The organism is Actinoplanes sp. CA-131856 (assembly GCF_050956135.1).
In the GTDB taxonomy this organism is placed as follows: domain Bacteria; phylum Actinomycetota; class Actinomycetes; order Mycobacteriales; family Micromonosporaceae; genus Actinoplanes.
On sequence record NZ_CP191849.1, the window covers coordinates 5,870,820 to 5,892,348 of the forward strand.

At 72.8% G+C, this 21,529-nt stretch carries 14 protein-coding genes; 5 read left to right on the plus strand and 9 right to left on the minus strand.

Annotation, left to right across the window (positions count from 1 at the left end; translation table 11 throughout):
- Nucleotides 1-28: 28 nt before the first annotated feature.
- Entirely contained in the window at nucleotides 29-1,186 is a 1,158-nt protein-coding gene (locus ACQP2X_RS27245; RefSeq protein ID WP_498686616.1) for an AI-2E family transporter, read from the minus strand.
- Between the two features lie 78 nt (nucleotides 1,187-1,264).
- Here ACQP2X_RS27245 and ACQP2X_RS27250 point away from each other — a divergent pair, with 78 nt between their 5' ends.
- The gene (locus ACQP2X_RS27250) at nucleotides 1,265-4,342 is read left to right on the plus strand and encodes an AfsR/SARP family transcriptional regulator (RefSeq protein WP_498686617.1); all 3,078 of its coding nucleotides are present in this window, start codon (nucleotides 1,265-1,267) and stop codon (nucleotides 4,340-4,342) included.
- A 30-nt stretch (nucleotides 4,343-4,372) separates the two neighbouring features.
- Here the strand turns inward: ACQP2X_RS27250 and ACQP2X_RS27255 are convergent, their stop codons facing one another.
- Complete coding sequence (locus ACQP2X_RS27255; protein ID WP_498686618.1) at nucleotides 4,373-5,083, minus strand: DivIVA domain-containing protein; 711 nt, start codon at nucleotides 5,081-5,083, stop codon at nucleotides 4,373-4,375.
- A gap of 118 nt (nucleotides 5,084-5,201) precedes the next feature.
- Here ACQP2X_RS27255 and ACQP2X_RS27260 point away from each other — a divergent pair, with 118 nt between their 5' ends.
- Nucleotides 5,202-5,564, plus strand: a complete 363-nt coding sequence (locus ACQP2X_RS27260; protein WP_498686620.1) for an MmcQ/YjbR family DNA-binding protein — start codon at nucleotides 5,202-5,204, stop codon at nucleotides 5,562-5,564.
- Here ACQP2X_RS27260 and ACQP2X_RS27265 read toward each other — a convergent pair.
- From ACQP2X_RS27265 to ACQP2X_RS27285, 5 genes are read right to left on the minus strand one after another with little or no spacing between them, the layout of a single operon-like run.
- Nucleotides 5,561-7,066: a flavin monoamine oxidase family protein gene (locus tag ACQP2X_RS27265; protein WP_498686621.1), complete on the minus strand. Its 1,506-nt coding sequence runs from the start codon at nucleotides 7,064-7,066 to the stop codon at nucleotides 5,561-5,563. The genes ACQP2X_RS27260 and ACQP2X_RS27265 overlap by 4 nt on opposite strands.
- Before the next feature lie 23 nt (nucleotides 7,067-7,089).
- The gene (locus ACQP2X_RS27270) at nucleotides 7,090-7,863 is read right to left on the minus strand and encodes an ABC transporter permease (protein WP_498686623.1); all 774 of its coding nucleotides are present in this window, start codon (nucleotides 7,861-7,863) and stop codon (nucleotides 7,090-7,092) included.
- Nucleotides 7,860-8,777, minus strand: a complete 918-nt coding sequence (locus tag ACQP2X_RS27275; protein ID WP_498686624.1) for an ATP-binding cassette domain-containing protein — start codon at nucleotides 8,775-8,777, stop codon at nucleotides 7,860-7,862. Before ACQP2X_RS27275 ends, ACQP2X_RS27270 begins: the two co-directional genes overlap by 4 nt.
- 55 nt (nucleotides 8,778-8,832) lie before the next feature.
- A complete protein-coding gene (locus tag ACQP2X_RS27280; protein WP_498686626.1) occupies nucleotides 8,833-9,549 on the minus strand; it encodes a hypothetical protein in 717 nt (238 codons plus the stop codon).
- 19 nt (nucleotides 9,550-9,568) lie between these two features.
- The gene (locus ACQP2X_RS27285; RefSeq protein WP_498686628.1) at nucleotides 9,569-12,802 is read right to left on the minus strand and encodes a hypothetical protein; all 3,234 of its coding nucleotides are present in this window, start codon (nucleotides 12,800-12,802) and stop codon (nucleotides 9,569-9,571) included.
- 118 nt (nucleotides 12,803-12,920) lie between these two features.
- On the opposite strand from ACQP2X_RS27285, the gene ACQP2X_RS27290 reads away from it, so the two are divergent.
- Nucleotides 12,921-13,607, plus strand: coding sequence for a S1 family peptidase (locus ACQP2X_RS27290; RefSeq protein ID WP_498686629.1), 687 nt, complete (start codon nucleotides 12,921-12,923; stop codon nucleotides 13,605-13,607).
- 44 nt (nucleotides 13,608-13,651) lie between these two features.
- Here ACQP2X_RS27290 and ACQP2X_RS27295 read toward each other — a convergent pair whose 3' ends face one another.
- Together ACQP2X_RS27295 and ACQP2X_RS27300 are read right to left on the minus strand one after the other, a co-directional pair.
- Complete coding sequence (locus ACQP2X_RS27295; RefSeq protein WP_498686630.1) at nucleotides 13,652-14,098, minus strand: peptidase inhibitor family I36 protein; 447 nt, start codon at nucleotides 14,096-14,098, stop codon at nucleotides 13,652-13,654.
- A gap of 14 nt (nucleotides 14,099-14,112) precedes the next feature.
- Nucleotides 14,113-16,830: an AfsR/SARP family transcriptional regulator gene (locus ACQP2X_RS27300; RefSeq protein ID WP_498686632.1), complete on the minus strand. Its 2,718-nt coding sequence runs from the start codon at nucleotides 16,828-16,830 to the stop codon at nucleotides 14,113-14,115.
- Between the two features lie 90 nt (nucleotides 16,831-16,920).
- Between ACQP2X_RS27300 and ACQP2X_RS27305 the strand changes: the two genes are divergently transcribed.
- Nucleotides 16,921-20,148, plus strand: a complete 3,228-nt coding sequence (locus ACQP2X_RS27305) for a GDSL-type esterase/lipase family protein (RefSeq protein WP_498686633.1) — start codon at nucleotides 16,921-16,923, stop codon at nucleotides 20,146-20,148.
- A gap of 307 nt (nucleotides 20,149-20,455) precedes the next feature.
- Nucleotides 20,456-21,529, plus strand: coding sequence for an LCP family protein (locus tag ACQP2X_RS27310; RefSeq protein ID WP_498686636.1), 1,074 nt, complete (start codon nucleotides 20,456-20,458; stop codon nucleotides 21,527-21,529).

A 21,529-nucleotide genomic window follows, 5' to 3' on the forward strand; every position in this document is an offset into this window, starting at 1 on the left:
CCGCTTGCCGCGGCGCACCCCTCGGTGGTCAGGCTGCCGGGTTCGGTTCCGGCTTCCCCGGTTGTACGGGGTCGTCAGGCAATTCAGGCTCAGGTTCGGGCTCCGTGGACGGCGTGGGCGGATGGTCGCTCAACTGCTCGCGGATGTACGCCCAGACGACCGCGATCACCGCCGCCACCGGCACGGCCAGCAGGCTGCCGACGATGCCGGCCAGGCTGCTGCCGAGCGTCACCACCAGCAGGATCACCGCCGCGTGCAGGCCCAGGCCCCGGCTCTGCACGATCGGCTGGAAGACGTTGCCCTCCAGCTGCTGCACGGCCAGGATGATGGCCAGCACGATCAGCGCGTCGGTCAGCCCGTTCGACACCAGCGCGATCAGCACGGCCACAAATCCCGCGAAGACCGCGCCCACGATCGGCACGAAGGCCGACACGAACGTCAGCACGGCCAGCGGCAGCACCAGCGGCACGCCGACCGCCCACAGGCCCAGGCCGATGAAGACCGCGTCGAGCAGACCCACGAACGCCTGCGAGCGGACGAAGGCACCCAGCGTGTCCCAGCCGCGCTGGGCGACCACCGGGATGTCCACGGACAGCCGGCCGGGCAGCTGACGGGACAGCCACGGCAGGAACTTCGGGCCGTCCTTGAGGAAGAAGAACATCAGGAACAGCGCCAGCACCGTGGTGACCACGCCGTTGACGACGGTGGTGACCGTGCCCAGGGTGACGTTGACGATGCTGCCGGCCCGGCTCTGGATCTGGGCGATGGCCGCGTCGAAGGCCTGGGTGATGTCGTCGTCGCCGATGTTCAGCGGTGGACCGGACGCCCAGTCGCGCAGCCGCTGGATGCCGTCGACCACCCCGTCCGCGAGATCACCGGACTGACTGGCCACCGGCACCGCGATGAGCACGATGATGCCGGCCGCGACGGCCAGGAACAGGATGGTCACCACGGCCGCGGCCAGCGCCGGCGGGAAGTGCAGGCGGGTGCGCAGCAGCCGGGTGACCGGCCAGGTGAGGGTGGTCAGCAGCAGCGCCACCACGATCGGCCAGATCACCGACCAGGCCTTGCCGAGCAGCCACAGGGCGACGTACGAGGCCGCCAGCACGAGTAACGTCTGCGCCGACAGCAGCGCGCTCGTCCGCAGCGCGGACCGGGCTCTGTCGGCATTCAGCTTGGCAGGCATGCCGATCACCTTAGAGATTCGCGCCCACCGCCGCCCGGTGGCCCGGGGAATCGTCGCCGACCGGCGACAATAGACGCCATGCGATACGGGATCCTCGGGCCGGCCAGGGCCGAGCGCGACGACGGTACGCCGGTGCGCACCGGCGGGGCCCGCCTGCGTTCCCTGCTCGCTCTGCTCCTGCTCGACGCCGGCCGTTCCGTGCCGGTCGAGCGCCTGATCGACGGCATGTGGGGCGACGATCCCCCGGCGGGAGCGCTCAACGCCGTACAGTCCAATATCTCCCGGCTTCGCCGGGACCTTCCGATCGAGTACGACGGCGCCGGTTACCGCCTGGCCGTTGATCCGGACGAGGTGGACGTCCACCGCTTCGAGCGCCTGGCCGCCGAGGGCCGTCACGCGCTGGCGGACGGCGATCCCACCCGCGCGGCCGCGCTGCTCCGCGAGGCTTTGAGCCTGTGGCGAGGCGAGACACCGGCCGACCTGAGGGGACCCGCCGCCGACCGCCTCACCGAGTCGCGCCGGCGGGCGGTCGAGGACCGCGTCGAGGCCGACCCGTCCCCCGCCGACGAGCACGAGCTGCGCGCCCTGATCGACGCCGATCCCCTGCGCGAGCGGTCCTGGGCGCTGCTCGTGCGGGTGCTGGCGCTCACCGGACGCGACGCCGAGGCGCTGGCCACGTACGAGAAGGCCCGCCACATCCTGGCCGACGAACTGGGCACCGACCCGTCGGAAGAACTGAAGGCCGCTCACCTCCACGTGCTGCGGGGCGCTCCCAAGCGCGCCCTGCCGGCCCAGCTCACCACCTTCGTCGGCCGCCAGGACGAGCTGGCCGGCGTCGGCCGGGCGCTGCGCCGCGCCCGCCTGGTCACCCTGCTGGGCCCCGGCGGCGCCGGCAAGACCAGGCTGGCCGTCGAGGCCGCCACCCGCGTCACCGGCGAGGCCTGCTTCGTCGAGTTGGCCGCCACCACCGGCGACGGCGTGGCCCGCACCTTGCTCGACGCCCTGGGCCTGCGTGACACGACCCTGCGCGCGCGGGACGGTTCGGGGCAGCCTCCGGCCGACCGGCTGGTGGCCGCGCTGGCCACCCGCGAGATCCTGCTCGTCCTGGACAACTGCGAGCACGTGGTCGAGGCAACGGCCGCACTCGCCGCCCGTCTCCTGGCCGACTGCCCCCGGGTGCGCGTGCTGGCCACCAGCCGTGAGCCGCTGGGCCTGACCGGCGAGGCACTCTGCCCGGTCTCCGGCCTGGCCCCGGACGCGGCCGTCCGCCTGTTCATGGACAGGGCCGGCGATGTGGTCCCCGGCTTCGGCGCCGCCCCGGCCGACGCTGTTCCCGGCTTCCGCGCCACCCCGGCCGACGCTGTTCCCGGCTTCCGCGCCAGCCCGGCCGACGCTGCTTCCGGCTTTCGCGCCGGCCCGGCCGATGTGGAGCGCATCTGCCGGGCGCTCGACGGTCTGCCGCTGGCCATCGAGCTGGCCGCGGCCCGGCTCGCGGTGCTGCCGCTGCACGAGCTGGCCCGCCGGATCGACGACCGTTTCGCCGTGCTCTCGCGGGGCAGTCGCACCGCCGCCGAGCGGCACCGCACCCTGCGGGCGGTCGTGGCCTGGAGCTGGGACCTGCTCACCGAGCCGGAGCGCCTGCTGGCCCGCCGGCTCACCGTCTTCCGGGGCGGCTGGACCCTCGAGGCCGCCGAGAGCGTCTGCGGTCTCGGCGGCGACACTCTCGACCTGCTGCACGACCTGGTCGCCAAGTCTCTCGTGGAGCGTGACGGCCCCCGCTACCGCATGCTGGAGACCATCCGCGCCTTCTGCGCCGAGCAGGTCACCGAGACCGGCCTCCCGCAGGCCCACGCCGCGTACTTCCTCGACCTGGCCCGCACGGCCGACGCCCACCTGCGCGGCGCCGACCAGCTGATCTGGCTGGCCCGCCTCGACGCCGACCGCGACAACCTGCACGCCGCCCTGCGCCACGGCTCCCCCGGGACCGCGTTGCGGCTGGTAGCGGCCCTCACCTTCTACTGGTGGCTCCGCGGCTCCCGCAGCGAGGCGGCCGCCCTCTCGGCCGAGCTCCTGGACAAGATCGGGCCCGAGCCACCCGAGGGCCTCATCGAGGAGTACGTCCTGTGCAGCCTCAACGCGGAGCTGGCCGGCGCCCGCCCGCCGAGCGGCCTCTCGCAGCGCTACCTGGCCGACCTGACCGCGCCCCCGCGCCAGCCGTTCCTGCTCTACCTGTCGGCCATCACCGCCGGTCCCCCGCCCGAGGCCACCGGCCGGGTCACCGAGCTGCACCGCGAGCTGAGCAAACGCCTGATCGGCCACCCGTGGAGCGAGGCCCTGGCCGCGATAGGCGGCGGCTGGATGAAGATGCTTTTCGCCCCCGAAGCAGCGCCGCCCACCGGCGACGGGACGACCAGGCCCGAAGCAGCGCCGCCAACCGGGGACGGGACGACCAGGCCCGAGGGCGCGGCCGACCGGGAGGAGGCGACCAGCCTCGAGCACACCGGCCCGTCGGTACAGCCGGGAATGTCGGGAGTGTCGGACAGGGTGCCCGAGGGTGTCTTCGCGGCGGCCGAGGCGGACTTCCTCGCCGCGCTGGGCGGCTTTCGGCAGCTGGGCGATCGGTGGGGAATGATGCTGGCCCACTCCGGGCTGGCCGAGCTCGCGGCCTGGCGGGGCGACCACGCCGCGGCGCTGGAACCCATGGACGCCGCGATGCGGCTCGCGGGTGAGCTGGGCTCCGTGCTCGACGAGGCCGAGGTGCTCCGCAGCCGGGCCGAGTCGCTCATCCTGGCCGGCGACCTCGACGCGGCCACGGCCGATTTCGAGCGGTCGGCCGAGCTGGCCCGGGTCTGCGGCGCCCCCGAGCTGATCGCCGCCGCCCGGCTCGGCCGGGGCCGGACAGCGCTGCTCCGGGGTGACCATGCCGCCGCCCGGCGGCTCTGCGAGACCGCCCTGCGGGACTGCCCCGCCGGCTGGTACACCGCCGACGGCGTCCGCATGACCATCCTGGTCACGCTGGGCCGGGTCGCCGCCGCCACAGGTGACAACGACGAGGCCGAGCATTGGTATCGCCAGGTCTCCACGATCGCCGCCGGCCCCGACGGCCTGCGGGCCATGGCCGACGCCCAGGCCGGCCTGAACGCCCTGGGCCGCTGACCGAAGCCGCGGCTCAGGGCGCGGAACCCGTCAGTCGAGGTCGCGGCCGGCGCCGTTGGAGACGCTGTCGAGCTCCTGGAGCTGCTGCTGGACGTGCTGGCCGAGAGCCTGCTGGTACGTGCGGGCCAGCTGCCCCAGGCGGTCGATCTCGTCGAGCAGGGCGTCGCGCTTCTCGTCGATGCTGGCCAGCGCGTCGCTGTGGTTGCGCCGGGCGTCGGCCTCGATGTTGTCGGCCGCCAGCAGCGCGTCGCCGGTGATCTGCTCGGACTGGGTGCGCGCGCTGCCCAGCAGGGAGTCGGCCTCCTGCTGCGCGTCGCGCATGTGGTCGTCCGCCGTGCGCTGGGCCATCATCAGCACGGCCGACAGGCGGTCGTCCTTCTCGGCCGGCGGCGGCGTGGCCGGGCGCTCGGTGCGGGCGCGCTCCAGCTGCGACTGCACGCTGCGCGCGTTCTGCTCGGCGCGGGCCCGGGCCTCCTGCATGCGGCCGAGCTGGGTGGTCAGGGCCTGCAGCTCAGCCTCCATGGCGCGGCTGTTGGCCGACGGGCCGGACGGGCCGGGGCCCATGCCACCGCCGTTGCGCTGCACCTGGTCCGACAGGGCGCGGTTCTCCTCGATGAGGCGGATGAGCTCCTGCTCGACCTCGTCGAGGAACGCGTCGACGTCCTCCTCGTCGTACCCCCGCTTGCCGATCGCAGGCTTCTTGAACGCCATGTTGTGGATGTCGGCTGGAGTGAGTGGCATCGTTTCCCTCGGATCCCTGCGGCAAGACCGTGCGGGGACGAATCCTACGCATGAACTTTGGGAGACTGTCGGCGGTGGCACGTTGTTGTGTCATCCCGGACAGAAAGGAATCCCTGTCGTGGCGACCGCCGACGATGTACGCCGCCTGGCGCTCTCCCTGCCGCACGTCGTCGAGATCGACAGTGACGGCTTCGACTTCCGGGTGGCGAACAAGGGCTTCGTCTGGTCGTACCCGGAGCGGGAACCGGGGAAGTCACGCGTGATCCGCACGGATGTGGCGGTCCTCTACGTGGGTGACGAGGCCGAGAAACAGGCCCTTCTTCTGGGTGAACCCGACCTGTTCTTCACGACGCCGGGCTATGACGGCTTTCCATTGGTGATGCTTCGACTACCGATTGTTGATGTGGCGCGGCTCACTGAACTCGTGACCGATGCTTGGCGCATGCGCGCGCCGTCCGAGATCGAGTCGGAGCTCGGTTAGCCGCGGGCGTGCAGGGCGGTGACGGCGGCGCGGGCCGAGACGAAGGCGCCGTGTTGCCACGCGACCGTCTGGCTGAGCCAGTCCCCGGCGAAGTGGACACGCCCGGCGGGCTCACGCAGGAGCGAGAAGGCGGGGCTACCGTACGGCGGCGTGGCCCAGGCCCCCTCCAGATAGGGGACACGGCTCCAGCTCACCGAGAAGGACGAGACCAACTCCGTACGGTAATTCGGGCCGTGGATGCGCTCGCCGAGGGAGACGGCTCGCGCGGTGCGGTCGTGAGGGGCCATTCCGGCGTACGTCTCCGCGTCCGGCCCGAAGTTGTAATAGCCGACCAGGACACCGCGCGGCGCGTGGAAGCCGGACGACGGATACCAGACCTGCCGCAGGTCGAGGTCGGTGTCGGTGGCGCCGCCGTAGATGCCCAGATCGGTCTCCCACCAGCGGCGGCGGTACTCCAGCCCGATCTTGCCGGCCGGGAACGGCGTGAACGCGGCGAGCGCCGTCGCCACGTCGTCGCCCAGGTTGTGCGGCAGCCGCGCCATGAGATGCGGCGGCAGCGTGGCCACGCAGTAGTCGGCCGTGATGGTCCGGTCGCGGCCGCCCTGCCGATAGCGGACCTCGACCGCGTCCGGCCGGTCGACGACCTCGGTGACCTCGGCGCCGAGCCGGATCCGGTCCGCTCCGATCGCCCGGGCCAGCGCCATCGGGATGCGGTCCATCCCGCCGACCGGCTGGAACATCGGCATGGCCTGGTCGAAGCCGAGATCGAAGCCGAGGTACGGCCCGGCGCCGCCCCGCAGCACCTCGGACAGCGAGGCCGGTCCGTCGAGCGGGACCCCGCCGTCCACTCCGGGATAGGTGGCGAAGCCGCGGTCGGGGCCGCCCTGATATTCGCCGCCGTCGGTGAGCCGCCCGAAGTCGCGGAGGAACTCCAGCAGCTGGTCGCGCCCGCCGGCGGCCAGCTCGGCGTCGAGACCGCCGGCGCGGGTGACCCGGGTGAGCAGCTGCGAGACGTACCCGTAAAGGTCGGCCCGGGCCGTGCGGAAGCGGACCGGGGCGCCGCCGGCGCTGGTGTGGATGAAGGCGTCGGCGTTGGAGTTGACGAAGACCTCGACGGGCACGCCCAGCTCACGGCAGTAGTCGAGGGTGACCATCCACGGTGCGATGCGCGCCGCGCCGGCGTTGAGATAGGAGCCGTACGCGAAGGAAGCTCGTTGGGTGTGCCCGTCGAGGTCGGTCTCGGTGTCACCGTCGCGGATGGTCAGCACCCGGCCGCCGGGCTTGGCGCGGGCCTCCAGGACGGTGCAGCGATGACCGGCCTTGCCCAGCTCGTAGGCGCTGGTGAGCCCGGCGATGCCGCCACCGAGGACGACCACCGACCGGGTGGCGCGGCCGGTCCGCGACGGCGGTGTGTACGCCGAGCCCTCGGCGGCGGCCAGCGCGGCCAGCAGGGCGCCGGCCCCACCGGCCTGGAGCAGGCGCCGCCTGGTCAGTCCGTCCACCCGGCCAGTGTGTCGGGCCGCCGCTACCGGCTCAAGCGCCGGTAACTCCGCACCGCCAACGGCCCGAAGACCGCGATCAGCGCGAGCGGCCAGAGGACCGCGAGCAGGATCGCGTGGTCCGCGGCCCAGGAGTCGCCGCCCACGCCCGGGTTGCCGAAGAGCTCGCGGCCGGCGGCCACGGTGGCCGACAATGGATTCCACGCGCTGATCGCGCCCAGCCAGCCCGGCATCAGCTCCGGGGCGACGTAGATGTTGGAGAGCGCGGTCAGCGGGAACGCGAACGGGAAGACGATCAGCGAGACGGTGTCCGGGTTCGGCACCACGGTGCCCAGATAGACGCCGACGCAGCTGAGCGCGAGCCGCAGCAGCAGGAGCAGCCCGACGGCGGCGAGCGCGTATCCGGCGCCGCGATGCCATTGCCAGCCCACGAGCAGGCCGCAGATGACCAGCACGGCCATTTCCAGGAGGGCGCGGGTCAGGTCGGCCGTGCCACGCCCGATCATCAGCGCGGACCGGGCGGCCGGCATCGACCGGAAGCGGTCCACGACTCCCTTGCCGATGTCGGTGGATATCGCGATGGCGGTGGCGCCCAGGCCGTACAACTGGGTCATGGCGAAGACGCCGGGTAGCAGGAACTCGCGGTAGGCGTCGCCGCCGACGGCCATGCCGGACCCGAACACGTAGCCGAAGACCAGCACGAACATGATCGGCAGGGTGAAGAAGATGATGATCTGCTCGGGCGCCCGGACCACGTGCCGCATGTAGCGGCCGGTCATCACCCATCCGTCGGCGATCATCGGTTCCCTCCGGTCAGCTGGATGAACGCCTCGTCGAGAGTGGGCCGGCGGATGCCGATGTCGTCGACGGCGATGCCGGCTTCGTCGAGCTTGCGCAGGGCGCCGGTCAGCGCGGCCACGCGGTCGCCGACCGCGACGCGAACGCGCCGGGTGTCGGGGTCCGTTTCCGAAGCCCCCAGGAGCTCGGCGACAGTTCCGACCTGTCCGGCGTCGTGCACCACCACCTCGAGCCGGTCGGCCCCCTTCACCTCGTCCGGGGTGCCCTCGGCGATGACCCGCCCGGCGTCCACCACCGAGATCCGGTCGGCCAGCTGGTCCGCCTCGTCCAGATATTGCGTGGTCAGCAGCACTGTCGTGCCCTCGGTGACCAGCTTGCGCACGGCACCCCACACCTGGGTGCGGCTGACCGGGTCGAGCCCGGTCGTCGGCTCGTCCAGGAAGAGCACCTCCGGCCGCCGGATCAGGCTGGCGGCCAGATCGAGCCGCCGCCGCATCCCACCCGAATATTCGGCCGCCGACCGCCCGGCCGCGCCGGCCAGCCCGAACTCCCCCAGCAGCTCATCGGCTCGCCGCCGGGCCTCGCGCCGCCCGAGACGGCTCAGCCGCCCGAACATCACCAGGTTCTGCCACCCGCTCAGCACCTCGTCGACCGCCGCGTACTGCCCGGTCAGCGAGATCCGCTCCCGCACCAGGCCCGGTTCCCGCGCGACATCGGCCCCGGCCACGAGGGCCCGCCCCGCGTCGAAACGCACCAGCGTCGACAGCACCCGCACAGCCGTCGTCTTCCCGGCGCCGTTGGGCCCGAGCAGCCCACAAACGGTCCCCGCCACCACTTCGAGCCCGAACCCATCCAAGGCCCGGTTCTTCCGGTACGTCTTCAGCAGCCCTTCGGCCACGATCGCCACACCCGTCATGCGCCGAGGATCGCGACCCCCGCTGACGAATCGCGCACGAGCCGCTGACGGCTCCTCAGACCCCGGTCAGCAGCCCCCGAAGACGGCGCCACTCGTCCTCGGTGCCGATCGCGGCCCGCTGGTCGCCGTTCTGGGAGTAGAACTGGATCGCCGCACCGAGAAAAGCGGTGTCGACCCCGGTGACCGGAATGCCGTGCAGGCCAAGAGGCCAGACCCCGCGCCGCCGGACCAGCTCCGGGTGCCCATAGTGGAGACCAAGGCGATAGGGCCGCACCTCGGCGATGGCGGGCAGAGCGTCCCACGGCACGACGAGGCTCCCGTACAGCTGGCGGGCCACGATCCCGTCGGGCCCCAGCCGCACGGCGGGTGACCGCCATGCCACCGCGGCACAGAACGCCAGCGCCGAGACCGCCAGCAGGATCGTGAGCACCTGCAACGACCAGTCCGGCGCGCCCGCGTGCCGAGCGTGGATCCCGCCGGCGACCCAGGCACAGCTCAGGGCGACCATCCCCGGCAGCAGGGCGACCTGGGACAGATCGGCTCCGGTCTCGAAAGCCGGAAGCCCCGGCCGGGCGAACAGCACCTTCGGCCGCGGCGCGGCGTAGGCGGCGACGCTGAGCACGATCGAGACCAGCAGAACGCCACCGACCAGGGGAACCACGGCGAACCCCAGATCGCCGCCGACACTCACCAGCGCGACGGCGAGGCCGACGGTGACACCCACCAGGAGCCGGCGCCGGCGCTCCACCAGCAACGCGATCTTCAGCAGCACCGGCGCAGGCTACACGGCTTCACCGCATCTGTACGGCGTAGGCGGCCTCCCTGACCTCAGGGGACGGGTGGTTCCGGAGGGTGAGGAGCAGTTGTCGCCACGGCTCGGTCCAGCGGAGGACGCGGTCGCGGAGCATGGCGACCGCGAACAAGCCGGCGGGCAGGTCGTCCCGGCCGGCCAAACGAGCGGCGGACTCGCGGACGCTATCGGGGTCCAGGGCGGCCAGGGCCCGGGTGTGCAACACCTCGGCCGCCGCGACGGCCGCGATCGGGCGGGTGGCGCACAGGTCGGCCAGTTCGTCCAGGCCTGTCCAGGGCAGCAGGGCGGCCAGCATGGTGACGCCCACGGTGGCGTACCCGGGCTGAGCGGTCAGGCGACGGGCCGCGCCGGCCAGGGGTGTGCGGTCGGCTCCACCCGGGGCGTCGCGCGACCACGTGGCGGCCGCCGCGGCCAGCACCTCGACGCGGCGGCGGGCGGGACGGTCCGTGCCCACCCGGCCCGGGTCGTGGTCGGCCTCGTCCTGGGCGAGGAGAGCCGCCATGACCGCGCCGGTCGCCTGAGCGCCGAGCAGCGGCAGCAGCCCGGCCGCGTCCGGCCGGGCGACCCGCTGGTCAAGGTCGGTGAGGCGGGCCACTACCAGATCCCGTACGCCCTCGGCCCAGCGCGCCCACCACGGCAGCACGCCGAAGGCCTCCCGCACCCCGGCCCGGCACATCTGAACGATCAGACCCGCATAGCGCCGGCGATGCCGCTCAGCGATCGCCGCCGGTTCCACGGCCAGCAGCGCGCGCCGTTCTTCCCTGCTCCCGGCGCCGGCCGCGGCGGCCGCGGCGGCCGCGGTGAGGATCTCCCAGCTCGCGGGTGTCTCCAGGCGCTGGCGGGCGGCGGCCACGATCGCGGCGCGGACGTCTCGGTGAGCGCCCGGGCGGCTGTACGCCTCCAGAAGCGCCGGCATCACGCTCGGCGGCCCATAGCGGCCGAGGATCCGGGCCGCCTCCTTGCGGCTGGTGACCTTCACCTCGGCCGTCGGCAGGCCACCGAGCAGGGCCGGCAGCCGGGACGGCTCGACGTTCGCGGCCGCCCGCCCGGCCGCGTACATCGCGACCCGGGCCCGGTCGCCGGCCGCGTGCTCCAGCAGCTCGGACAGCGCCTCACCGGGACGATCGGTCCAGATCAGCGCGCCCAGCGCCGCCTCGGCGACGACCACCTCCGGCGCTTCGATGTGCCGGCGCACGAGGTGACGGCCGGGTCCGGGCACCCGGGCGGCGACCTTCACCGCGGCCGCCCGGGCCTGCACGCTCTCGCCCTCGTCGTCGATCACGGCTTCGAGGATCCCGGCGAAGCGTTCGCGCTGGCGGGGCAGCCACCGGTCGGCGTGCCGGGGCGGCCCGGGCACCCAGCGCCGGCCGTCCTCGATCATGCGGCCGTGGACGGGTCCGGCCAGCGCCCGGTCGATGAGGTCGGTGCGGGAGGTGGCGACGACGTGCCACACCTCGGGAACGGCGACCATCGACGGGTCGGCGTCGAGCACGGCCGGCACCCGGCCCGCCCGCCGGCGCGGATCCTCCAACCAGGACACGGCGGCCTGACGCGCCACCCACTCGGACGTGCCCGGGCCGATCGCCCGGCGCAGCAGGTCCTGAAGCCCCGCGACGTTCCAGGCGCGCCGGCCGAGGGCGGCCGTGAGCCCGAACAGCGGCCCGAAGTCGCCCCGGTCCATGGCCGCGACGACCCAGCCGCCGAGGCGGTCGAAGACCATCGTCTCCTGGCCCCGCCGCAGCACCTGGTCGAAGCGCCGCAGCACCGGCACGCGGGACACCCGGCCGACCTGGTCGATGGTGTGCAGCGCCCATTCGCGCAGCTCCGGCACGTCGACGTGCTGCTGGAGGACGTCGGCGGCCAGGGCGGCGAGCGCGCTCGTCGTCTCCCGGGAGGCGTCGCGGGCCGCGACGGCGTCGTCGGTCAGCCGGGTCAGCCCGGGCGCGGCGCCGGCGGTGAGCAGCCGGGCCACGCCGGTCAGGGCGGTCAGCGCCGACGCCCGCACCGGGTCCTGCTCGTTGCGCAGCCGCCCGAGCCGGTCCACCAGCTCGGCCACCACCAGCGGGTCCCGCGAGCGCCGCGCGGCCGCCCCGAGCAGGTGGTAGGCCCGCCCGCGCTCGGTGGCCAGACCCGACCGCAGACCTGGTTCCAGCGCGGCCGACGCCTCCGGCCAGGCGAGGTAGGCGCTCCAGGTCAGCACATGCGTCTCACGGGAACGAATGTCGGGACGGTCGAGGATGCGCCCCGCCTCCCGGATCCGGGGCCCGGCCGGCAACAACTCCATCACCGAGGGCACGAGCAGCGTCCCCGCCTCACCGGCGGCCCGCTCGAACAGGTCACCACGGCGGCCCGGCGGCAGAAAACGAAGCAGGGCAGCGAAGGTTCGCGGGTTGTCGCGCACCGCCAGGACCAGCGGCAGCAGGTCGTCGTCCGGCAGAACGGCCAGGGCGCGGAGCAGTGGGCGGGGCAGCCACCGGCCGCCCCGGTCCGAGAGCCGCCCGGGCACGGTGAGCAGCCGCACGACGCGCGCCGGATCGTGCGCGGCGAGGGCACCCGACCCGGGCGTCCAGGAGAGAGGCGCGTACCGCTCGGCCAGGTCGAGGAAGCCGGCCGGGTCGCACAGGGTTTCGAGGGCCGACACGTGACGGCTCCACACGTCGTCCCCGTCGGGCGCCGCCGCCGCGAGCCGCTCCCCCGCCCGTTCCAGCGCCGGTCCGGGGTGCCGCCGGGCGACGACGGCCAGGGGCACGGCATGGTCCAGGTCCGGGAGCATTCGCCGTACGACGGCGGCACTGCACGCGGGCAGGAGAGCCGCCGCCTCCCGGTCGCCCCAGTAGGGCCGCACCTCGGCGATCAGCGCGTCCGCCGTCGCGGTCAGGCGCTGCCGCCGCACCGTCTTGTAGACGCGCCGCCGCTCGGCCGCGGGCAGATCCACCACATTGTCGAGCCGTCCCGCCCGCAGGGCCGCGACGGTGGCCTCGGCCCGGATCGACCGCCGCGGGTCACGCGTCGCCGCCGCGATGGCGTCCTCATCCCGTACGACCAAAGCCGCCACCAGCGCGAGATGCCGCTCATAGCCGTCACCCACGCTCAGCTCGGCACAGACCGCGGCCCGATCGGGAGCGCTCCGGGCCCACTCGGCGAGGCGCTTCATCCGCACGCCGTGCGGCAACGGTTCGAGCGAGGTCAGCAGTTCCTGGGTGGCGGTCAGCACGTGATCATTGTCCCCCGCGGGTCATCACACGAAGTTATGTGCCAAGTGAGTGGTAACGACAGGGGCCCGGCGCACGTACGGTACTTCGACAGCCGTCTATCGATGGAAGGAGTCCGGCGTGCGCATCCGCATCGTCGTCGCTTCGCTTGCCACCGCCCTCACCGGTGCCCTGGCCGTTCCGTCCGCCGCCGCCGCGGCGGTCGAGGATCCCTCTACGAACATCATCGGCGGGGGGACCGTCTCGTCCGCGCCGTGGGCCGCCGCCGTGCTCAGCAACGGCAGCTTCACCTGCTCGGGCACGATCATCTCGGCGAACTACGTGCTCACCGCGCGGCACTGCATCAGCGGCACGATGTCGGTGCGGGTCGGCAGCGTCAACCGGACCTCCGGCGGCACCACCCGCGCCGTGAGCAGCACGGCCACCCGTTACGACCTGGCCCTCATGCGCCTGGCCAGCCCGATCACGACGTCGTACATGCCGCTGTCCAGCGCGTACCCGCCGGTCGGCTCGACCAACAGCATCTACGGCTGGGGCATGACCTGCTACAGCGGATGCAGCGCGTCGACCACGCTGAAGACGGCGACGGTCCAGGTCACCTCGACCAACCAGACCGACGCCTACGGCGGGCGGGCCATCGGCAGCACGCGCATCAACGGCAACGCCTGGCGCGGCGACTCGGGCGGCCCGCAGGTCTACAACGGCGCCCAGGTCGGTGTGGCCTCGACCGCCGACGGCACGAGCCGCCAGTACTACGGCAGCGTCGCCTACAACCGCGCCTGGATCACCTCGACGGCCGGCGTCTGACACCGAGCGGAGGCGAGCCCCCGGCTCGCCTCCGCTCCGGTCGGCTACGTGGCCTTGACGCTGGTCGGGAAGAGGGTGGTGCACCAGGCCCCGGAGCAGGTCCTGGTGCTGTTTCTGGTGATCAGGATCTGCTCGCCGCCGCTGCCGCAGTTCACCCAGTTGTTCAGGAAGGCGGCCCGGTCCTTGCTGGTGTTCTGCCACGAGACGGTCTTGTTGTTGTAGGCCGAGGACAGGTTCCAGCAGTGCGCGACCCCGTTGGCCGAACCGGCGTAGATGTCGTTCAGGTTGAGGGCCCACATGGTGCCGGCCAGGTTCTCGTCCTCGAAGAGGCAGAGGTACACATTAGGGGGACAGACACCGGCCGCCCTCCGCACACCGGCCACGCTCTTGCTGACTCCGGACTCGACCTTCTGCATGGAGACGAGGTCGCCGGAGGGCAGGAGCTGGAGCCATTGACCGCCGACCGGGGTCATCGCTTCGTTCAGTTGCATCGGGCGCGCCGCGGTCAACTCCTTTGTGGAGGGAAGAGCCTCTCGTGGAGGGCGGCCGCGTCCGGATGGCCGAGGTCGGTGAGGATTTTCCAGGCGTGCTCCCACGCGGCGCGGGCGGCGTCGGGGTCCCCGGCGGACTCGTGGGCGTCGCCGAGTTTGGCCGTGGTGTCGGCCTCCTGGTAGCGGTCGCCCAGGTCGTGGAAGATGGCGACGGCGTGCTGGTAGCAGTCGAGGGCGTCATGGTGGCGGCCCAGGTGGTGGGCGGCGTAGCCGAGGCTGTCCCAGGTGTGCGCCTCGCCGTAGCGGTCGCCGAGCTCCTCCAGCAGAGCCAGCGCACGGCGGCATGACACCACCGAGTCCTCGTAGTGTCCGAGCAGGGCCTGGTACCAGCCGACCGAATTCAGGGCGTTGGCCTGGCCGACGCGGTGACCGGCCGCCTCGAAGAGCTCCAGGGACCGGCGGGCGTGCGGCAGCGCCAGGTCGGGGCGGTCACGCCGGTCGTGCAGGGCGGCCAGGCTGTTGTGGGCGAACGCCTGGCCGACGACGTCGCCGCAGGCGGTGCTCGTCTCCAGCGCCGTATGGAGCTCCGCCTCGCCCTCGTCGAAACGGTTCAGGCCGAGGTGGGCGACGGCGAGATTCCGGTACGCCCGGGCCAGCGCCACCGCGTCGGAGCCACGGCCGGCGGCGGCGACCGCGAGGCGCCCCACGGCCTCCAGGTCGTGCCAGTGGCCCCGCCAGTCGAGAAACGTCACCATACTGAGCGCCAGCTGCCAGGTCCCGGTGTCGAAGCTGGGCATCGCGATCGCCGCCAGCAGCGAGGCCCGCTCGGCGGCGAACCAATCCATGGCCTGCTGATAGGTGGCCGGCGGTTCCAGCGCGACCCCGGCCGCCGGCTCGCCCAGGTCGAGCGGGTCCTGCGCCGGGTCGAGCAGCATGGTCGCGGCCCAGGCGGTGTGCCGGTAGTGATCCATCAGCCGCCCCGCCGCGCCGCCGGAGTGGCCGAGCCCGGTGGCGTAGGCGCGCAGCAGGTCGTGAAAGGAGTAGCGGCCCGGCGACGGCTCGGTGAGCATGCTGGCCTGGACCAGCTCGGCCAGATAGCGCCGGGTCTCGGGCAGCGGCCGGCCGCCGGCGCTCGCCGCCGCCACGGCCGAGAGGTCCGGGCCCGGAAGCGGGCCGAGCAGGCGGAACAGCCGGGCCGCGGAAGGGCTCAGCGCGGCGTAGGACCAGGAGAACACCGTTTCGACACGGGTGGCGGTGTCGCCCGCGTCGAGCGCGCCGAGGCGGGCGCCGGCCAGCTCGCCGGCCGACGCCGCCAGGGAGTGCCCGTGGTGACGGGCGCGGGCGGCGACGATGGCCAGGGCGAGGGGCAGACCGGCGCAGGCGGTGACGATCGCGGCCGCGGCGGCCGGTTCGGCGGCGATCCGGCCCGGGCCGAGGCGGTGGGCGAGCAGCTCGCGGGCCTCGGCGACGGGGAGGGCGGACAGCCCGATCGGCTGCGCGCCGTGGGTGACCAGCAGCGGCGTCAGGTGGTTGCGGCTGGTCACCACGGTCAGCACGGACGGGGACGCGGGCAGCAGGGGCCGGACGTGGCCGGCGTCGCGGGCGTTGTCGAGCAGGATCAGGATCCGCTTGCCCGCGAGCAGGCTGCGATAGAGGCCGGCCTGCGCCTCCGATGTGGACGGCGTTCGCTCCGGTGGCACGCCGAGCGCGAAGAGGAATCCGCGGAGGGCCTCGCCCGGATCGAGCACCTGGCCGCCGGCGTCGAACCCGCGCAGGTTCACATAGAGGCAGCCGTCCGGGAACCGGCTCGCGACCCGGTGCGCCCAGTGCACCGCGAGCGAGGTCTTGCCGACCCCGGCCGGCCCGGAGATCGCGGCGATCACCGCCGGGCCGCCTCCGCCGAGCAGGCGGTCGAGCTCGGCCAGGGCCGTCGCGCGCCCGGCGAACCCGGCGACCGCCGCCGGCAGCTGCGCGGGCACGACCCCGGTCGGAGCGGGCGCCGGCCCACGCAGCAGAAGCATGTGCAGCGTCTGCAACTCGGGGCCGGGATCGACGCCGAGCTCCTCCCCGAGGCGGCGGCGGAACCCGGCGTAGCGTTCCAGGGCCTCGGCCGATCGCCCGGCGCCGTGCAGGGCCCGGATCAGCTCCGTGATCAGCGGCTCGGCCAGCGGATGGTCGTCGGCCAGTTCGGACAGACGCCGGATCACCTCGCCCGTGGCGCCGACCGCGAGCTCGGCCCGGGCCCAGGCCAGCATCAGGTCGAGACGCTCCTGCCGCCAGCTCTGGCGCATCCGGTCGGCCCACGGACCGGCGATCCCGGTCAGCGGCTCCCCGCGCCACAACCCGGCCGCCTCGCGCAGCAGCCCCGCCCTCTCGCCGGGGGCGAGGCCCTCGCGGCGGCCGTGGCCGAGCAGATCGCGCATCCGGTGCAGGTCGACGACGGCCGGTGGCGCGTCGAGGAGGTAGCCGCCGGCGCGCCGGCGCAGAGCGACCCGCCCACCCGCCTCGTCGAGGGCGCGCCGGACCCGGGTCACGTGGGCGTGCAGCGAGCGGCGGGCCGTCGCCGGGGGCGTGTCGCCCCACAGGCGGTCGATCAGGGTCTCGGTGCCGACCACGTGGCCGGTGTCGGCGGCCAGGACGGCCAGGACGGCGCGCTGGCGGGGCTGCCCTGTCTCCAGGCGCCGGCCGTCCACCCACAGCTCGACCGGGCCCAACAGCCGGAACTCGATCACGCGGCTCCCCCGGGAGACATCGAGCCACAACAATCCCACAACAGCGGGCGGCGAGGCTACCCGCAGGTATTCACGGGACGGGGGCTGGGGATGCGCTGGTGGCACACGACGATGGCGGTGCTGCTCGCGCTGAGCGGTGCGGTGGTGGTGGAGACGGCCACCACCGCACCGACGGCCGCGGCGAAAGCGGCGAAGGCCGGGCACGGCACCATGGAGATCGGGCTCGCGCTGGCGCCCGGTCGCCGCCTCGAGGTGACGCTGCGCCCGCTCGTGGCCCGGCCCGCCGGTGAGATCCGCCTGACCGCCTACCGCGGTGACGAGGAACTGGCCCGTGTCGCCCGGCCGCTCGAGGCGCTGAGGGCCGGGCGGGCAGTACGGGTCCTGTTCACCATCCCGGCCACCGGCGCCGGGGACTTCGGCCTGGTCGCCCAGCCACTGCCCGGCGCCGACACCGGGTTCCTGGCCGTCCGGCCGTACAAGAACGCTCTGATCTCCGCCGGCTCCTACGGCCTTCTCGACGACGCCGCCCTGACCGCCGATCGCGACGACGGGCGCCTGACCGCCACCGAGTTCGAGGCGCGGCGCGCCCGCCTGCACCAGGCCCCCGGCAGCCCCGGCACACAGCGGGCCTCGCTCGCCGCCGCCACCACGGTCACGGGCTCGATCAGTTACCGCGACCTGGCCAACCTCCAGCGACCGATCCGCGGCGCCCGGGTTCAGCTGGTCGCCGCCACCGGCCAGGAGCACGGCACCACCTACGCGTCCGACGGCGGCGCCTTCTCGTTCAGCTCAGCCACCCTGACCACCGGCGACTACCGCATCCGGGTCACCGCGGCCGGTACCTTCGGCGAGGTCGACACGACCGGCGGCGCCGACAACTACGTGGCCTACAGCGCCGTCTTCCCGGTCACCGCCGGCGCCACGGTCAGCGGCATCACCGTCAACGTGGACTACTTCTCGGTGACCGGCCGCGCCTTCGCGCTTTTCGACGCGCTGCGGACGGTCGGCGGCTTCTACCAGAGCGTCCGCAAGTCGTCGTGGCAGCCGGCGCTCGTCGTCTTCTATCCGTCCGGCCAGGCCAACTCGTTCGCGCGGGCCGGGAACATCTGGATGAGCGGCGGCGACACCATGTGCGACGGCGCCTACTGCGGCGAGGACGCCTTCGACTGGGACGTGCTGGCCCACGAGTCCGGGCACATCGTCGCCACCCAGGCCGGGCTGAACGGCCCGAACGACGGCGGCGACCACGACATCTGCGACAACGCCTGGGGCCAGGAGGGCCGTGGCAAGGCCGCCGGCCTCGACCTGGCCTGGTCGGAGGGGTGGGCCACCTTCTACGGGCTGGCCGCGCTGGCCAGCGTGCCGCTGCCGCCCGTGCCGAACGCCGGCGGCCTCGTCTACGACGACCGGCCGGGACCGCCGCACAACACCCCCGGCACGGTCGACTACAACATCGAGACCAACGACCCGTCCGGCGAGTGCGCGCCCAAGGGCGACGACAGCGAACTGGCCGTGCAGCGGGCGCTCTGGGATCTCTTCGACACCATCGAGGACGACGTGAGCGGCGGCAAGGACACGGTGCAGTGGGGCCTGGCCGACATCCTGAACCGGCTCGACTCGGCCAACGCCACCACCTTCGGCGCGGCCTGGTCCGCGATCACGGCGAGCCGCGGCCCGAGCGAGGTGCAGGCCGCCCGCCGGATCCTGGAGACACACGGCATGGCGCCGCGGGGTCTCCAGCCGCGGGACAGCATCAGCAACGCCCTGGTGCCGTTCCGGTGGACCGCGGGCGGCATCCCGGGTCACCTCAACAACAGCTTCACGCTGCGGGTGCGCAGCGGATATACGGGCTCGGTCCTGTTCACCGTCACGACCGCCGCCACCAGCTACACGCCGACCGCGGCGCAGTGGAACCAGGTCCTCGCGGCCAAGTCGGTCGTCTACGACGTGTCGGGGAGCCAGACCACGGCACCGGTCAGCGGGCCGTACGCGTCGGCCGAGGAGTCGTTCATGATCGGCTCGGGCTCGCGGAAGATCATGGTGGTCGGCGACTCGATCAGCCAGGGCCTGGAGGGCGACTACACCTGGCGCTACCGCCTCTGGCAGCACCTGGCCACCGGCGGCGCCGCGGCCGACTTCGTGGGGCCGTACACCGGAACCACCCGGGTCCCCTCGGACCTGCCCGACGGCTTCCCGACCGTGCCGGCCCCGCCGGTCTTCAACGGCGCGTACCGCAACCACCTCACCTTCGACAGCGCCCACTTCGCCCAGTGGGGACGGCAGGCGCACCAGGCCATGGGTGACATCAGAGGACAGGTGGCCACCTATCGGCCCGACTATCTGCTGGTCGAGCTCGGCTTCAACGACCTCGGGTGGGGCGTGTCGAACCCGGACGGGCTGATCGGCGACATGAAGAACCTGATCGCCCAGGCCCGCGCGGCCAACCCGGCCATCAGGGTGATCGTGGCCAACGTGGTGCGCCGGGAGCCGCTGGCCCAGCTGCCCCAACTGGACTCGATCATCAACGAGTACAACGGCAAGCTGCCGGCCGCGCTGGCCTCGGTGAGCACGGCCGCGTCGCCGGTCGCCCTGGCCGACATCGCGTCGAGTTACCAATGGCAGTTCGACGCCTACGACGGGCTGCACCCGAACGGCTCCGGCGAACACAAGATCGCCAAGGCGTTCGCCACCGTGCTGTCCGGCACCTTCGGCGTCGGCGGCCCGTTCACCGCCACCTCCGGACCCGACCTGCTCAGCCCGGCCGCGCCGGCCTCGATCACGGCCACCGCGACCGGCACCGGCGTGCACGTGAGCTGGGGTCACAGCTTCGGCGCCGGCGGCTACTGGTTCGAGCAGCGGATCAAGGACAGCGGCCAGCAGTGGCAGCGGCTGCCGCTGCCGATCCCGGGCGACGAGTGGGACACCGGGTGGCTGGTGCGGGGCTTCACCTACGAGTTCCGCGTGCTGCCCAACCGCGGCATCTCCACCGGGCCGGCCTCGCCGGTCGCCTCGGTCACGGCCAACCCGCTGACCGCGGACGGGCCGCCGAACATCACCACCTCGCCCGGTCCGGGCTCGCTCACCGTCTCGTGGAGCCCGGCGACCGGCCTCTACAGCGACACCGTCAGCGGCTACGTCGTCTACTACATGGACCGGGCGGATCCGAATGCCTTCGTTGCCAGCGTCCGCACCAATGGCCTGAGCGCGACCCTCACCGGCCTGACCAGCGGGCACAACTACGCCATCGCGGTGGCCTCGGTGAACGCGGCCGGCGCGGGCTCGCCGGCGGGCGGTCCCGAGATCAACGTACCCCGGTGAGGACCGCTCGCTCTGCGCCCTCGCCAGGCTACGAATCGTCGATATTATGAATCCGAAAGTCGCCGCGGAATCACGCCGCGTCGAGAAGTGATCAAGCGGGTTGACTAACCGTTCGCGACCATATATCTGTTCTGTCTGGCGACGAGCGCGGCCTCACGGAGGCTATGGCCAAAAAGTGAGGAGTTCGACACCTATGCCGGGACAGGCCACGTTGGGGGAACGAGGGCAGCGGCAGCCGCAGGGCGGCTCCGGCGGCGGTAAGAAAAAGAAACCGAGACGTCGCAAACTACCGTTATGGACCAAGTTGGTGACGGCGTTCGGCGCCGTTCTGCTCGTGGTCGGCGGCGGCGGCCTGGTCTCGGTGAAGTACTTTCTCAACCAGCTCACCAGCAACATCCAGACAACGTCCAGCGTTCTCGACTCGGCCGGCCTGAGCAACAAGGCGGTGGCCGCGGGCAAGATGCCCGAGGGCGCGATGAACATCCTCATGCTGGGCCTGGACACGCGGACCGGCTGGGAGGAGAAGGGCGAGCTGTCCCGCTCCGACACGATGATCATCCTGCACGTCACGGCCAAGCACGACCAGGCGTACATGATCTCGATCCCCCGCGACACGATCGTCGACATCCCGGCCGACGAGGAGCTCGGCTTCCGGGGTTCGACCGAGAAGATCAACGGCGCCTACGCGAACGGGTCGAAGGACGGCAAGGGCTGGCAGGGCGGCGCCAAGCTCGCCACCAAGACCGTGAACAAGCTGACCGGCATCGAGTTCGACGGCGTCGTGGTCATCGACTTCAGCGGCTTCAAGGGCATCCTCGAGGCCATGGGCGGCGTCTACATGTGCGTCGACAAGCGCATGTGGTCCAGCCACTACCTGGTCAACAACGGCAAGATCGAGTACGCCCACGGCGCCGACCCGAAGTCGCCGCCGAAGAACGCGCTGTGGTTCGAGAAGGGCTGCCGCAACATGAAGCCGTGGGAGGCGCTCGAGTTCTCCCGCCTGCGGCACTCGACGAACGGTGACTACGACCGCCAGCGTCACCAGCAGCAACTGCTGCGGGCCATGATGAAGAAGGCGACCAGCAGCGGCGTCATCAGCAACCCGACGAAGGTCTCGAAGATCCTGGCCGCGGCCGGCACGTCGCTGAAGATGGACACCCACGGCGTCGCGGTCACCGACTTCATCTTCGGCATGAAGGGCCTCGCGGCCGGCGACCTGATCCCGATCAAGACCAACGGTGGCACCTTCGCCGCGGTCAACGGCGGCGAGGGCGTCAACGAGGCCACCCGTGACCTGTTCAAGGCCACGGCCGAGGACAAGCTGCCGGCCTTCCTGGGCCGCCACCCGGAGATGCTGATCAGCGACCCGGCAACCTCGTAG